This is a genomic window from Candidatus Campylobacter infans (assembly GCF_013416015.1).
In the GTDB taxonomy this organism is placed as follows: Bacteria; Campylobacterota; Campylobacteria; order Campylobacterales; family Campylobacteraceae; genus Campylobacter; species Campylobacter infans.
Genome location: NZ_CP049075.1, coordinates 449384 through 465101 on the forward strand (window position 1 = coordinate 449384; position 15718 = coordinate 465101).

General features: G+C 36.1%; 12 protein-coding genes. 4 read left to right on the forward strand and 8 right to left on the reverse strand.

The genetic code is table 11. From position 1 onward, the window contains the following. Positions 1-139: 139 nt before the first annotated feature. Together CINF_RS02400 and CINF_RS02405 are read right to left on the reverse strand one after the other, a co-directional pair. Complete coding sequence (locus CINF_RS02400; protein WP_240156146.1) at positions 140-436, reverse strand: type II toxin-antitoxin system RelE family toxin; 297 nt, start codon at positions 434-436, stop codon at positions 140-142. Continuing rightward, positions 426-749: a hypothetical protein gene (locus CINF_RS02405; protein ID WP_179975610.1), complete on the reverse strand. Its 324-nt coding sequence runs from the start codon at positions 747-749 to the stop codon at positions 426-428. Before CINF_RS02405 ends, CINF_RS02400 begins: the two co-directional genes overlap by 11 nt. Positions 750-908: 159 nt before the next feature. Here CINF_RS02405 and CINF_RS02410 point away from each other — a divergent pair, with 159 nt between their 5' ends. From CINF_RS02410 to CINF_RS02420, 3 genes are all read left to right on the forward strand, one after another. Then, entirely contained in the window at positions 909-1403 is a 495-nt protein-coding gene (locus tag CINF_RS02410; RefSeq protein WP_179975611.1) for a hypothetical protein, read from the forward strand. Then, on the forward strand, positions 1400-3226 hold the full coding sequence (gene mrdA / locus CINF_RS02415) for a penicillin-binding protein 2 (protein ID WP_179975612.1): 1827 nt from the start codon (positions 1400-1402) through the stop codon (positions 3224-3226). Before CINF_RS02410 ends, mrdA begins: the two co-directional genes overlap by 4 nt. Before the next feature lie 181 nt (positions 3227-3407). Next, the gene (locus CINF_RS02420) at positions 3408-8225 is read left to right on the forward strand and encodes a hypothetical protein (protein WP_179975613.1); all 4818 of its coding nucleotides are present in this window, start codon (positions 3408-3410) and stop codon (positions 8223-8225) included. Between the two features lie 195 nt (positions 8226-8420). Here CINF_RS02420 and CINF_RS02425 read toward each other — a convergent pair whose 3' ends face one another. From CINF_RS02425 to der, 6 genes are all read right to left on the reverse strand, one after another. Then, complete coding sequence (locus CINF_RS02425) at positions 8421-8696, reverse strand: type II toxin-antitoxin system RelE family toxin (RefSeq protein ID WP_178696631.1); 276 nt, start codon at positions 8694-8696, stop codon at positions 8421-8423. Then, positions 8686-8997 carry a hypothetical protein gene (locus CINF_RS02430; protein WP_178696632.1) on the reverse strand — a complete coding sequence of 104 codons (312 nt, stop codon included), beginning with the start codon at positions 8995-8997 and terminating at the stop codon, positions 8686-8688. Before CINF_RS02430 ends, CINF_RS02425 begins: the two co-directional genes overlap by 11 nt. 80 nt (positions 8998-9077) lie before the next feature. Then, the gene (gene serS / locus CINF_RS02435; protein ID WP_179975614.1) at positions 9078-10322 is read right to left on the reverse strand and encodes a serine--tRNA ligase; all 1245 of its coding nucleotides are present in this window, start codon (positions 10320-10322) and stop codon (positions 9078-9080) included. After that, a complete protein-coding gene (trpS, locus tag CINF_RS02440) occupies positions 10322-11290 on the reverse strand; it encodes a tryptophan--tRNA ligase (protein WP_179975615.1) in 969 nt (322 codons plus the stop codon). Before trpS ends, serS begins: the two co-directional genes overlap by 1 nt. After that, positions 11287-11805 (reverse strand): shikimate kinase, encoded by a 519-nt coding sequence (locus tag CINF_RS02445; protein ID WP_179975616.1) that lies wholly within the window; start codon positions 11803-11805, stop codon positions 11287-11289. Before CINF_RS02445 ends, trpS begins: the two co-directional genes overlap by 4 nt. 47 nt (positions 11806-11852) lie before the next feature. Then, complete coding sequence (der, locus tag CINF_RS02450; RefSeq protein ID WP_179975617.1) at positions 11853-13313, reverse strand: ribosome biogenesis GTPase Der; 1461 nt, start codon at positions 13311-13313, stop codon at positions 11853-11855. 277 nt (positions 13314-13590) lie between these two features. Here der and glyS point away from each other — a divergent pair, with 277 nt between their 5' ends. Beyond that, entirely contained in the window at positions 13591-15621 is a 2031-nt protein-coding gene (gene glyS / locus CINF_RS02455) for a glycine--tRNA ligase subunit beta (RefSeq protein WP_179975618.1), read from the forward strand. Positions 15622-15718 lie beyond the last annotated feature (97 nt).

Sequence of the window (15718 nt, forward strand, 5' to 3'; positions counted from 1 at the left end):
TTTTAAAATTTTGGCAAATTTTAAAATTTTGCCAAATTTTAAAATCTAAGCAAATTTTAAAATTTCGGCAAGTTTAAAATTTAAAAACTTTAAAACTTAAAATTTTAATAATTTTTAAAATTTATGCTTGAAATATTACTCATTTTAAATTTTTATAAGTGCTTTCATCTCGCTTTGAAATTTTAATTATTTCAATAATTTTAAATTCGCCATCTACAATTTTAGCAACTATTCTATAATCACCTAAACGCCAGCGCCAACGATTATCTGCAAATCCCGTAAGTCGTTTTGCGTTTGGTAGCTTACAAGGATTATCACTTGTTGATAATTTTTCATTTAAAAAAATTACAATTTTAGAATGTTCGCTAGGCGTAGATTTTTCTAATTTATTCAAAAATTTTAAAACTTGTTTTGTAAGCTGTATTTCATAGTGCATCGCCATAATCCCTATTTATTTCATCATCTACTTCTTGCCTTAATTTTGCCTGTTCTGCGCTTGTAAGAGAATTTAAATATTTATTTGCTTTTTCAATATGCCCTGAATTTTTTAGAGATATAAATTCTATTTTTGGCTTATCAATTCGTTCTTTTAATTTCGCTTTCAAAAATGAAATTAAATCGCTATTAGCTTTAATTTTTTTTTGTAAATCAGCTTTCATTTTAATTTCTTTTTTTTCTGCGTTTAGTAGAGAAGTTAAAAGCTGTCTTTCTGTCATATTTGAATATTTTTCATAATTAATAGCAATCATTTTGCCCTCCTTTTTTGATTGATTAGCTTAATGTGAGCTTGCGAAATTATAGCATAAATTTTAAGCATTTTTTTACTTTTTTTTCATAAAAATTTTAGCATTTTTTCTTGCTTTTTTATTATTTTTTGCTATAATTTTTGTTATTTTTAAAGGGCAAAAATGCAATTAAACGAGGCTAAAAATAGTATTTTTACGCCATTTTATTTATTTAGTGCCATAAGCGTAGTGCTTTATGAAATGCTAAGCACCGCTTTTATTTATTTGCCACCACTAATAGGCGTATTTTTTAGCTATTTGATACTTTCTAAAAGTGATGCCCAGCGCAGTTTAAGCGGCCTTGCTGGGTATTGGTATTTGGCTTTTGCATTTTTGCTTTTTGCTGAGCAATTAAATGGCTTTACTTTTTTAAGTTCTGTGGTTGTGTTTTTTGTGTTTTATTATATTATGCACGATTGGTTGATTATAAATGTAAGAAATCAATTTTTTATGTTTGTGATGTTTAATTTTAGTGCATATTTTGGTATGTTTTTTATTAGTAATTTATTTTTGTATATTGTGGATTCCCAGCTTTTGAGCTATTCTCATTTTCTTTTGTATTATGCTTTGATTGAGAGCATTTTTAGCTTTTGGTTTTTCAAAAAGGTTAGATTATGAGAATGTATTTAGCTTATGGCATTTTTGCTTGTGTGTGGTTGCTTTTATTAATAAGAGTTTATTATTTAAGCGTTAAATCAAATGAATATTACGAGCAAATCGCTCAAAATAACGCCATCAAAACAGAGCAAATCGCCCCAAATCGTGGCCAAATTTTAGACCGCAATGGCGATCCTATGGCCGTAAATAATCTTGGCTTTGCCATTTTATTAAAACCACATATTAAAAAAGAAAACGACATTAAAAAAGAGTTAGCCTTTCTTGGCGAAATTTTTACCGATTTAAACCAAACCAAGCTTTTTAGAGAATACAAACGCTTAGATTCTCCCTATAATCAAGATTATGTGCCTATTGTTGATTTTATGGAGTATGAAAGAGTTTTGCCTTATTACACGCTTTTAAGTATGCAATCATCATTACAAGTAAATCCTACCATTAAAAGGCTTTACCCTGAGGGCAATTTAGCAAGCCATGTAATAGGCTATGTCGGGCGCGCTAATGTAGAAGATATCCAAAACGAGCCACTTACAAAGCTTACAAACTACATCGGCCGCACAGGCATTGAAAAATATTACAACGATGAACTCCAAGGCCAAAAAGGCCAAAGGCGCATTAAAGTAACCGCGCTAAACCAAGAAATAGAAGTCTTAGAGCAGGTTTATCCTACAAGCAAGGATATAACCTTATCAATCGATTTACGCTTACAAAGATCCCTAAAATACGCCTTTGGCAACGAGCGCGCCGGTGCTATTATAGTAATGGACGCTAAAAATGGCGAAATTTTAGCAGCTGCTAGTTTCCCAGAATACGATTTAAACGCTTTTGTTACAGGCATTAGCCAAAAAGAATGGAACGAGCTTATAAACCACAACGACCACCCCTTTACAAATAAACTAGTAAATGCGCTCTATCCGCCAGCTAGCACGGTTAAAATGACTATGGCAATGGCCTTTTTTGATAGCGGAATTTACGAGCCAGAAAGCAAAATTTTATGCGATTCTTATTTTGCTTTGGGCGATAGGCGTTTTCGCAACTGGACAGATAGATTTAGAGAAAATATGAGCGTAATTGAAGCTTTGAAAACTAGTTGCGATACTTACTTTTACCGCGGAGCTTACAATGTCGGCATAGAAAAAATTTCGCCTATTTTAGAGCTTTTTGGCTTTGGGCGTAAAACGGGCGTGGATTTGCCAAATGAATACATCGGCGTAGCACCAAGCATTGCTTGGAAACGCAGGCATTCTAGCACCCCTTGGGTTCAAGGCGATACTATGAATACCTCGATTGGTCAGGGAAATTTCTTAGCCACGCCTTTACAAATTGCTAAAAACACAGCCATTTTTGCCACAGGCTATGAGCTAACCCCGCATTTTGCCATTAAAATTGACGGCAAGCCATTAACTTGGGATAAAAAAGAAATTTTAAACAAAAAGCAAAAAGCTTATTTACAATCCATAAGAGATGGAATGATAGCCACAGCCAATGAAATAGGCGGCACAGCCTTTTACCCGCTTAGAACAGCTGGCATAAGACTAGCTGCAAAAACTGGCACAGCCCAAATCGTAGGCATTAGCCAAAGCCAAGCCAAGCGCATAAAAGAAGAAGAAATGGAGTATTTAAACCGCTCTCACGCTTGGATTACAACCTATGGGCCAATCGAAAACCCACAATACATCGTAAGCGTGCTAGTAGAGCATGGCGCGCACGGCGGCTCAACCAGCGGGCCAATAGCCGCAAGGGTTTATAACAAACTAATCGAGCTTGGCTACATAGATAAAAGCTACCTAAAACCTAGCTATAAAAGAAAATGGAATATTCATTAAAATTTTAATTTTGCCTAGTTTTGTGGCTTTAAAATTTCATTTAAAATTTTAATTTTGCTTAGCTTTTATGGCTTAATATTTAAAATTTTAATTTAAATTATATTTTTGCGTTTTTTTTTTTTTCTTTTATTTGATTTTTGTGCTATAATGCTAGCATTTACACTACAAAAAGGAGGAAAGCATGAAAAGCTTTTTAAAAGCCGGTTTTGCACTTTTAGCTTTGCAGAGTTTGGCTTTTGGCGCTGGCGGACTGTTAGTCAATAAGGCAAAAACTGATTGGACGCCCCAAGAAAATGGCAAAGTAACAATGACAAGAATTCCAGTAGATGGTGGCGATAGACCTGCCATCTCATTTACCACTAATGGCAACAAAGATGGCGAAAACTACATTATGGATGTGGTAAGTGATGGTGGCCTAGGACACGGCGGAACTAGACCAGCAGGTCAAAACAATGCCCAACAATACACCTTTGCCTTTCATAACCCTAAGCAAGTTAATGACGAAAGCAAGGTGGGTTATTTAGAGGTGATCGTGGATTTAAGCAGTGCTAAATCTATCCCAGCCTCTATAACCAAAAAAGATGAAACAATAAAAAATAATATCAATGCTGATAAAGTAACATCACCAGAGGTTTATGGACAATACAAAGATAATGGCATTGGCTTTTATATGTATAGCAAAAAGCACGCTAGCAATGAATATCAAGATGGCACAAATTTTGGTAAATGCAAAAACGAGATTAGAGATAATAAGCTAAACTCCACTGCCAAGCAGTTTAAAATAGTAATCCCTGATAATTTTTGCGAAAAAAATGGTAAGTGTAAAAATAACAACTACGCAACCTTAATCTTTGCAACAGACACTTTTTATAGAGGTTGCAAAAAAGAGGCAAAAGACGCAAATAGTTTTAATGATAGCAAAAGCAACTTTTTTGGCATTAGATTGTCTGTAAAGCATAGCACGGAAAAATACGCAGGCTCTTCGCTTGTTTTAAATAATATGAGTTATAGCTCTGGGCTTAAATCAGGCTCAGGGACTTATAATCTGCCTACTTTAATAATAGGGCGCGAAGATGAATTGCCAGGATTTTGTACGCAAGGTATGAAAGATGCTAACAAAGAAGCAAAAAAAGCAGGTAGAGCCGAACCTTATGAGTGTGATACAATGGTGGATTGCTACGCACACTGCAAAGAAAAATGTGATGGTTTTACCAAAGAAAATGAATGCGAAACATGCTTGAGGGGCACTTGTAATTTCAACGACGCAATAACTCAGGGATGGAAACCAAGACGCGATAAAAAGCAACTTCTTTGGGCAGCTTGCGGCTCTGCTGATGATGTAAAACAAGAAATAGATTGTAGAAAACCTGGTGCTAATTGCAATAATAGGATTAAAAGAAGTGAAACATTAATGATATCTACGGCAGATAATAGTCACTGGTTTAAGAATCGTAGAAATAATAGAGATGATGTAAGATTAACAACCTATGTATATCCTAAAAATTCACCATATCCTCAATCCTTTAATGATGATGTAACGAATACATTGGGTTTATATAAATGCGATAGCGATAGTGTTAAACGGGGTGATTGGAATGATCCTTGGAATTGGAGCCATTTTCAATGTGTCAATGAAATAACTTGGGCGGGTAATGGTGTGTATTACAGCACGGATGATAATACATACAATAGATATGCATGGGGCGGTCAAGGTGTTGGTAATTATCCACAATGGGCATATGCTGAGCCAAAAAAGCTTTTTGTATTTGATGGAACTACTACAAGTAGCTTTGACTTTGAGGGAAAATGTTGGAAAGACTTTGTGTGGAATAGCACTATATATTCTGGCGGATATTTATTTAGAAGAGAGCAAGTAATTCAAGGAAGAGTTGGAGACCAAGATGTAGGTCGCAGAGATGATTGTTCGATGAATACTACTTGGAGCCCTGCTTATGTAGATGAGAGAACATACAAATACCATGTAAAAGCACCTAAAATTTTTACTATATCTTTAAGGGATTTTGAAAAAAAATCTAATCTAAGAATACTAGATAAAAATAAAGTAAGCAACTTAGTAAAGAGTAAGAGCGCAAGAGAGCTTGCCGAAGAGGTTTTTAAAGAAGCAGACTATAAAGATGCCGATCATCAAAATTTACCTGCCTTTGAAGCTAAGTTTAGAATAGTAAGTGCTGGCACAGCAAATGAGGCACCAAAAAAATTTTATTTTAAAAAAAATATGAATTGCTGGATTTTAAAACCGAATGGCGAGAGAACCGATAAGCCACTTGGTAATTCTATCCAACAACGCGGTCGTGGCAGAGTAATAGTAAAAATTGAAGGCACTGATGATGAGCCAACCTTTACTATAAAATCCGCAGATTTTAGCTCTGATTTAAAGGGATTAAGAATTCAATGCCAATTAGATTTTAGCGATTATACAAATGTAAAAGAACACGGCTCTAAATATAGAAATCAACCATTTAAATATGCTGGTTTATATAAGCATTTTGCTTATAACATACAGCTAGCAAGCCTAAAAATTTTAAACACAGAGGGTGCTCATTATAATGATTTAGCACTTAGCACAAGATGCGATTTTGCAACATACTGGGATGCATTCCCTGGCAATGTGCTTGAAGGATCACCAATACTCTATAATAAAAATGATCGGTTTGAGGGTGGCAAATATATAGCTAGAAAGCCTTTTTTAGGTCATGAAAGCAAAAGACCAGAGGGTGATGGAACTGCTGGCGATGCAGCACAAGGCCCAAATGTAAGCTCTAAAACTCGCCACTTCCGCTTTGATGCTAGGCCGTTATTTTACGCAGCTAATCCGGTAGATGATAAAAACAAACTCTACGCAGGCTACAAATACCCTGAGGATAAAACCAAAGAAAGAGCCCTAAACCCAGAAGAAGATTTGAAATATCTAAGCGATAAAACGGCAAATGATAAGCTAATAGAAAAACACGCTATTTTCTTTCCTAAAAGTTATAGTGGCAATGTATCAGCACTTGATATAGATGCAAAAGACGCCGAGGGCAAACCAATTAAAGGCTTTACTAGTAGTTTAACAGGGGTTATAGCAAGCATTTACGCAAGAGATGATGAGCTAGAATTTAAACAGCTCCCAAGCATATACTCAACAAACAACAAAAACAACGCCGGCACTACACAAAAGCTCTATAACCAAATAGAAAACTGCTTTAATGATAATATCTGCCAAGCTGTATGGGCGGATTTAAAACCTAAGCAAAATAATACTTTGACTTTTACAGCTAATGCCTTTGTGTATTCAGATATCGTAAATGGCGATAAATACCTAGCCTATAATAACTATGGCAAAACTCTTTTACGCCTTGGAGATAGCGAGCAAACCACCTTTTCACAAAATAACAAAACCACACATAGCGATGACCCTGAGCCATTATGTGATGTGGGCGAAGCAAAATCTACATGCGATAAAAACGATCAAAATTGCCAAAAATTTAGAGCAAATGGCGGACTTTATGGATGTGATACCATAGTGGTAAATAACTCAAAAGCGTATAATCTACAAAATATGCCAGCAGATTTTGAAAGAAAAGGCTTTAAATTTTATACCTTTAACCCTGCTATGATGAAAATCAACACCACACTAAGCAACAAATCAGCTAGCAATAGCCCGTATAATTCGGAAAAATTCACCTATCACAGAGCCCCTTGCTCTAGCTACCCTGATTCAACTAATTGTAATGATGAGCTAGAAAACGCAACCTTTACAATCCAAGTAGGCGCAGCCGGAGCAAATAAAGCTAATATCTTAGCTAATAACTTTTTAAGCAGATATGACGGCCAAGCAAAAGCTCCAAATGATCCTGCCGAAGATAATATAGAATTTAGAAGTGGCTTAGTAACGCCTGTGGTTGTGCATAATAATAGAAATATAAATAGCCCTATTGCAACTAATGATTTTAGATTTAAGATCACAAGCGAGCAGTTTAAAACTATGTCTTTACTCTTAGCACCAAGATGTGATATGGTGTATTCAAAGTATAGCAGTAAATGGCAAGAAATATGCCAAAGTGGTAATACTATGAATGAAAATAACTACATTGCCTCAGCAACGGGCGCGAACTTAGTTGCTGCTACTAAAAAAATGCATAACACACAAACGCATTACCAAAACTTACTAGCAGGCGCAAGCCAAAATGGCGTTTTGGATGTAACCATATATAAAACCGGCTTTACAAAAGGTGTGGCTGATCTTAAAAATATAGATAGAACGGCAAATCCTAAAAAAGATCTAGGCTTGTTATTTGGCCAAAAAGCAAGTGAGTATTCTTTAAAAGAAAAAGAACCTGTGCTAATAAAAACCGAAGCTAAAAAAGTAGAAGTGCCAGATAAAACCCAAGAAACTAAAAATCAATGGCTAGAAGATAATAAAATTTCAGCGATGGTAGATACAACAGGCGGAGCGGCTATGTTAGATGTGATTTTAGTAGCACCAAATAAACAAGTAGGCGGAAAAACAGGTGATTTAAAAGATAATGCCGTGTTTTTAGCTGCTTATACAAGCAATCCGCTTGTAGCAAAAGAGCTTCAAGATGCCAAAATCATAGGCGATATAATCCCCGGCTATGCAAATTACTACCGCATTAGACGCGATGCTTTCCCTGCTTTAAATGCTAAATTATTTGATTATAGCGTTGATGGCGCAGATATTGGCGCTAATAATATAACTGCCATAGGCCAAAACGAACAAAGCGCAAAACAAAGCGGGGATTTCTTAAAAGTGCCTGCTGGAAAAAGCGTTTTTGTTAAATTACTAGGCGATGATGCGCAAATGTATTGTAATTTTATAAGAAATTGCTATCCATTGCCAAATGGTGCCGGCTATGGCGCGATCTTTACAAGCTTTGAAAGTAAAAGCACTGATTGGAAAGGTGGCAGCACAATCATAGATGAAGCCGTAAATAAAGCAAAAACTCGCCCTACACAAAGACGCATTGCGTGGTAGGATTGTAATTTTTGCCTTTCATTTTAAGGGCGTGAAGCTTTGGCTTCGCGCCTTTTTTATTTGCTTATTTTAAAATTTATTTTTTGATTTTGCTTATTTTGTTATTGCGCGGTTAAAATTTTTTTGCTTTTAGATTTGATTAAAATTTGCTAGCTTATAAAATAATTTTGGCTTAAAATAATTTATCTAAGTGGCTTAGCCGTAGGTTTTTTCATCTCTTTTAGCTATGTGAATGATTTGTATTTGATTTTTGGCGATAATAGCGATTATTCTGTGATTGCCTAAACGCCATCGATAGCGATTATCGCTAAATGCTACTAGCTTGGTGCAGTTAGGCAATTTTAAAGGCTCTTGGATACTTTCTAATCGCTTTAAAAAGCCGTCTATCTTGTTAAAGTCCTTTGGTGTAGTCTTTGCAAGTTTTTTGAGAAATGAATTTGGCTTTGTGTCAATGATTATCTCATAATTCATTGCCGTAATTCTTGTTTATAAGTTCGTCTATTTCTCTATCAAGTTGAGCCTGTTGCTCTGGTGTTCTTGCTTTTTCTCTCTCACGCCCTATTTTATAAGCTTCGCTTTCTTTGTAAGGCACAAAATTATATTTTGGTCGGTCTATTTTTTCTTTTAATTTCGCTTTCAAAAATGAAATTAAATCGCTATTTTCTTGTAAAATAGTTTTTATTTTAGTTTCTTTTTTTTCTGCATTCAGCAGAGAATTTAAAAGCTGTCTTTCATTCATATTTAAATATTTATCATAGTTTATTGCTTGCATTTTTATCCTTTTTTTATAAAATTTGCTAAATTATAATAAAATAAATTTTTAAAGCTAGCTTAAATCAGCTAGCTTTAATCTTACATATATTTTTCTAGCACTTTTGGTATTTGTATGCTTGCGTCTTTTTGCTGGTAGTTTTCCATTATGGCAATTAGCGTGCGCCCAACAGCCAAGGACGAGCCATTTAGGGTGTGGGCTAGGGTGTTTTTCTTGCCATCTTTGTAGCGGATTTTAGCCCTGCGCGCTTGAAAATCACGGCAATTACTAATAGAGCTAATTTCGCGGTATTTGTTTTGACCTGGTAGCCAGACCTCTAAATCTATGGTTTTTGCTGCGCTAAATCCTAAATCGCCACTACAAAGCATCATATGGCGGTGTGGCAAGCCAAGAGAACTTAGCAAATCAGACGCGCAAGCTACCATTTCATCAAAAATTTTATCACTTTCATCTGCTTTGCTAATACAAACAAGCTCTACTTTTTCAAACTGATGCTGTCTTATCATACCGCGCGTATCTTTGCTTGCACTGCCTGCTTCTTTGCGAAAGCAAGCACTATAACAAGTCATTTTAAGTGGCAAGCTATCAGCCATTAATATTTCATCATTATAAAGATTAGTTACTGGCACTTCGCTAGTTGGGATTAAATATAATTCTTCATCCTTTATTTTGTATAAATCATCGGCAAATTTTGGTAGCTGTCCTGTGCCAAAAAGTATTTCTGGGCGCACTAAAAACGGCACATTTACTAGCTCAAATCCGCGTGAGGCGTTAAAATCGATCATATAATTTATTAGGGCGCGATTTAGCCGTGCGCCCATACCTTTTAGCGCGCTAAAACGCGAGCCTGAAAGCTTTGCGCCACGCTCAAAATCCAGCCAGCCAAGTTTTGAGCCTAGCTCAAAGTGTTCAAGCGGGCTAAAATCAAACTCCCTTGGGCTTAAAACGCGCTTAATTTCTACATTTTCATTTTCATCTTTGCCAAGTGGCACGCAATTATCGATTAAATTTGGCACAGAGCAGGCTAGGGTTTCAAGCGCATTTTCTAGCTTGCTTACTTGCTCGCTTTTGGTGGCGATTTTGCTTTTATTTTCGTTTAATTCATCTTTTAGCGCGTTTATATCCTCGCCATTTTTAGCCTTTATGCCTAGCTCTTTGCTTTTGGAATTTTGTATGCTTTGAAGCTCTTCAAGCTCTAATTTTGCGGATTTTGCGCTATTATAAGCATTTAAAAGCTCGCTTAATACATTATCACCTACATTTTTGGCTTTTAATTTTGCATTAAATTCATTAAAATTTGTTTCAATTAATTTTAAGTTTATCATTAAAATATCCCCATTAAATCTTTAATCTCTTTTAATTTATCGCTTGTGATTTTATTTGCCTTTGCTGCGCCATCATTTAAAATTTCGCGCACCATTTTTTCGTTGTTTATTAGCTCGTTGTATTTTTCTCTGGCTTGTTTAAAATAATCCAAAACTAGCTCATACAAATAAGCCTTAAAATGCCCAAAACCTTCATGCCCGCGCTCGTAACGCTCTTTTAATGCTTCTTGGCCAAACTCATCTAAAAACAATTTTGCCAGCGCGTAGATATTGCAATTTTGCCATTGCTTTGGCTCGTCAATTGCCGTGCTATTTGTAACGATCGCATTTATTTGCTTTTTTAGGGTTTTTTCATCGGCAAAAATATCAATGGTGTTTTTATAGCTTTTGCTCATTTTTGCGCCATCTGTGCCGGGGATTATGGCTATATCATCTGCTATTTTTGCTTTGGGCAGGGTTAAAATTTCGCCAAATTTATTATTAAATTTTAATGCCAAATCGCGCGCGATTTCAACATGCTGGATTTGATCCTTGCCTACTGGGACGGCATTTGCGCTATAAAGCAAAATATCAGCTGCCATAAGCACTGGATAGCTAAAAAGCCCGTGATTTGCCTCTAAGCCTTTTGAAATTTTATCCTTATAAGCGTGCGCGCGCTCTAATAACCCCATAGGCGTAAATTGCGATAAAATCCAATAAAACTCCAAAACATCTCTTGCATCGCTTTGTAGCCAAAATGTAGAAATTTGCGGATCTATGCCAAGTGCTAAAAAGCCACAAGCAAGCTCAAAGGTTTGATTTTTAAGCATTTGCCCGGCATTTGCGCTAGTCATAGCGTGGTAATTAGCTATGAAAATAAACATTTCATTATCGCTTTCATTTTGGGCTTTAATCATCGGCAAAATGCTAGAAAAATAATTACCTAAATGAAGTTTTCCGCTTGGTTGAAGTCCTGTTAAAACTCTCACTTTTTATCCTTTAATATTTTTAAAATTTCTTTGGCTATTTTTGTAGGGCTTTTGTTTTGGCTTACTACGATAAAATCAGCCTTTTTCATATATTCTTTATCTCTTGCTTCGTGTAAGGCGCGCGCTTTTTTTAGATCTTTTAAAAGCGGTCTTTTTGCTAGCTTTTTTTTGCTATTTGGTGCTGAGTTTATGCGGTTTATGATTTCATCAAAACTGCTTCTTAAATAAATAATTTTGCCGATTTTTTTTAGCTTTTTTACCTTATAAAAGCCGCCGCCTGTTGAGATTATGGCGCCTTTTACATTTTTGGCTAAAAAATTGGCTAGTTTTTGCTCGATTTGACGAAATTTGCTCTCACCATTTTTAGCAAAAATTTCTTTAATTTTTTGATTATACATACTTTGTATTAAATCATCACAATCAAGCCCAATGCGCCCTGTAAGCGCGCATAGCTCCCTTGCTACTGCTCCCTTGCCAACAGCCATAAAGCCAATTAAAACTATGTTTTTTTTCATTTTCTTACCTATTTTTAAATTTTAAAATTTCTTAGATTTGGTATAAATCAACCGCTTTCATCTTTGTTTTTGTTTTTTGGAATTAGCACAAGTGGCGTGCCTGTGAGATTAAAATTTTGTCTTATTTGGTTTTGTAAATAGCGCATATAGCTAAAATGCAAAGCGCGCGGTTTATTCGTAATAAGCGCGATGCGTGGCGGAGCAAAGCTAAATTGAACGCCATAATAAATTTTTACAACCCTGCCGTGTTCTCTTGCTGGTGGGTGTTTGATTTGGGCTTTGGTTAAAATTTCATTTAGTTTTGCGGTTTGGAGCTTTTGGGTGTAGTTTTCATAAACGCTTAAAATTAAATCATAAATTTTATGCACTCTCTTGCCGCCAAATGCTGAAATACTAATAATAGGCGCATAAGATAAAAACTTAAATCTATCTTTTATTTCAAGGCAAATTTTATCAAAAGCCTTTTCATCTGCGCTGATTTTATCCCATTTATTTAGCACGATTATCACGCCTAGCTCGTGCTTGCTAGCAAGTCCAGCTATGCGTTCATCAAGCTCATTTATGCCCTCGCTCGCATCTAGGATTAAAAGCGCAATATCTGCGTTTTCTAGGATTTTTTGCGTGCGAAGTAGGGCGTATTTTTCTATGCCATCGATTTTGCCACGGCGTCTTATGCCGGCTGTATCGATAAACTCAAAGGTTTTGATTTTATTTTGCTTACAAGGCAGGCTGATTTTTTCATTTACTGGATCTATTGTGGTGCCATCAATTTGGCTTACTACGCTTCTTTGCTTTTTAACAAGAGCATTTAAAAGGCTTGATTTACCGACATTTACGCGCCCTACAATGCCTACTTTTATATCTTTATTTTCGTAATCTTCATTTGGGCTTATTTCATCGCGTAAAATGTCGCTAAGCTCGGCTATATCATCGTTTAATTGATTTTGGTTTAAATACTGCCCATTTTCATCTAAGCTTTGTAAATATTCATCAAAATCTTGCTCTATTTTTTCATTTTGATTTGGCTCTAAATGCTGATAAATCCACGCTCTAAGCTCATCTGTGCCACAATTGTGCGAAACTGAGAGCCAAAAAAGCTTTTTAGCTCCAAAGCTTAAAAACTCATTTGCCCTAAGCTCGTCTTTTTTGCTATCTACTTTATTTATGGCTAGGCAAATAGGCTTTTTTAGCTTGGAGAGTTCATAAAAAATTTTTTTATCCACTTCATCTGGGTAAAGCTTGCCATCTACCATAAAGATGATTATATCGGCATTTTGGGCGGCTTCTAGGGAGTTTTTACGCACCGCGCGCCATAGTTCGTTGCTTTCATCTAGCCCGCCACTATCACTTATAATACAATCTCTATCATCAATGCTAATTTTAGCGCGGTTTGTATCGCGCGTGGTGCCGGCTATATCGCTAGTAATTGCTACCCTGCGCCCTGCTAAGCGGTTAAAAAGCGAGCTTTTGCCGACATTTGGGCGACCTATTAAAATAATTGTTTTCATGAAATTTGACGCTTAAATTAAAATAAAATCCGTGATTATAGCAAATTAAATTTAAAATTTTAAAATTATTTTGAGCTAAAATCCAAGGCCAAGGGATTTTGAAATTTTAAATAGTGCTTAAAGATTTTTTGTTATAATCCCGGCTTTAATTTCATTTAGGTTTTAGCGTGTTAGATATTATTATTACAGCTTTTGGCGTGATTTTTATTTTTATTTTAGTGCTTGGATTTAATAAGCAAATGATGGATAAGCGCGCAAAAACCGATAAGGGCGCAAAATGAATGTGTTAATTGAGTTTGGCTTAGAAGAGCTACCGGCTTGGCCTTTTTTAAAAGAGCTTGATAATATCTTGCCAAAATTGCAAAAAGCATTAAATGAGCGTGGTTTAAGCGGTGAGTTTAGTTTAAATTACACCCCACGGCGCATAGTTTTAAGCGGAGCTTTACCACAAAATGCAGATGATAAAATAAGCGAGCATATAGGCGCGCCAAAGTCCGTGGCTATCGATACTAACGGCAATTTTACAAAGGCTGCTTTGGCTTTTGGGCAAAAATGTGGCTTAAAGCCAGAGCAATTAAAATTTGAGCTAATCAAAGGCAAAGAAGTGCTTTATCATAAAAGCATACAAAAAGGCTGTGCTACAAAAGAAATTTTAGCTCAAATAATATTTGATTTTATAACTAGCTTAAATTTTGGGCGCGCGATGCGCTGGGGCGATGGAAAGAGCGAGTTTATCCGCCCTTTACGCTCATTTTTTTGCTTGCTTGATGATGAGCTTTTAGAGTGTGAAATTTTTGGCGTAAAATCCAAAAAAGCAAGTTTTGTCCATAGGGATTTTAGCTATGAATTACAAAGCTTTGATGATAGTGCGGGCTATTATGAATTATTAGCTAAAAATGGCGTGATTTTAAGCGCAACTGAGCGCAAAAGGCGCATTTTAGATGGCATTGCTAGCATAGAAAAAAATAGCGGGCTAAAAGTAGAACTTGATGAGGAATTATTGCGCGAAGTGGTTGCTATTACTGAATACCCTAGCGCGCTTTTGGGTAGTTTTGATGAAGAGTTTTTACAAGTGCCAGCACCAGTTATCATAACCTCAATGAAAGAAAATCAACGCTATTTCGCGCTTAAAAAGCCAAACGGCGAGCTTGCAAATAATTTTATAGTAGTTTGTAATTCTACCTCAAATGAGCGCGAGCTAATAATAGCTGGTAATGAGCGGGTGCTGCGCGCAAGGCTAAGTGATGCGCAGTTTTTTTGGCATAGTGATTTAAAGGCTGAGTTTAGCGCAGATAATCTAAAAAACATCACTTTTTTAGCAGGGCTTGGCTCTATGTATGATAAGAGCGTGCGCGAATGCAAAATAGCCCAAATTTTAGGCGATATTTATGCGGATTTGTTGCTTAGCGAGTGCGGAGCGGATTTTAAAAGCGAGCTAGAAAAGGCCGCAATGCTAGCCAAGGCTGATTTAAGCACGGCTATGGTTTATGAATTTACAAATCTACAAGGCATTATGGGCGGATTTTACGCCAAGGCTAAGGGTCAAAGCGAGCGCGTAAGTAGCGCAATTAGCCAGCAGTATTTACCAAATAGCGAAGATAGCGCGCTCCCAAGCTCACTTTTTAGCTCCATAATCGCACTTAGCACTAAGCTTGATAGCTTGATGGCGCTTTTTAGCATTAATAAAATTCCAAGTGGCACAAAAGATCCTTACGCCTTGCGCCGTGCTAGCCTTGGGGTTTTAAAAATCGTGCTAAATCTTAATATAAACTTTGATTTAGACAAGGTGCTAGCAGCGATAAAACCGCTTTATAAAGATTTTGATATTAAAATTTTAAAAGATTTTATTTTAGAAAGGCTTTATGCGCTAAAAGATACGAACCCGTCTATAATCAAAGCCGCTCTAAACTCAAAAACTTGCGATCTCAAAAGCCTAAATGCTAGCATTGACGCCCTAGAAAATCTAAGCAAAAGCCAGGATTTTGAAAAGAATTTTGACACCTTTAAGCGCCTAGCAAATATCCTAAAAGGCGAAATAATTTCTCAAAAAGTAGATGAGAGTTTATTAAAAGAGCCTTGCGAAAAGGCTTTATTTAGCGCATTTGTGGCTTTAAAACTCGATAAAAGCGAGCCAAAAGAGTATTTTAGTAAGCTTTTTGGCCTAAAAAACAGCATTGATGACTTTTTTGAAAATGTAATGATAAATGATGAAAATGAAAAAATCCGCCAAAATCGCAAGGCCTTAATCAGCGCGGTTTATGGCGCGTTTTTAGAGCTTGGCGATATTAAAGAAATAAGCATAGCTTGATTAAAATTTATAAATTAGGCTTGATTTAGGCCTTTTTGTTTAATGCTTTTGGCGGGCTTTTTGGCGCGGTTTTTTGGCGGGCTTTTTTAGTTTTGGC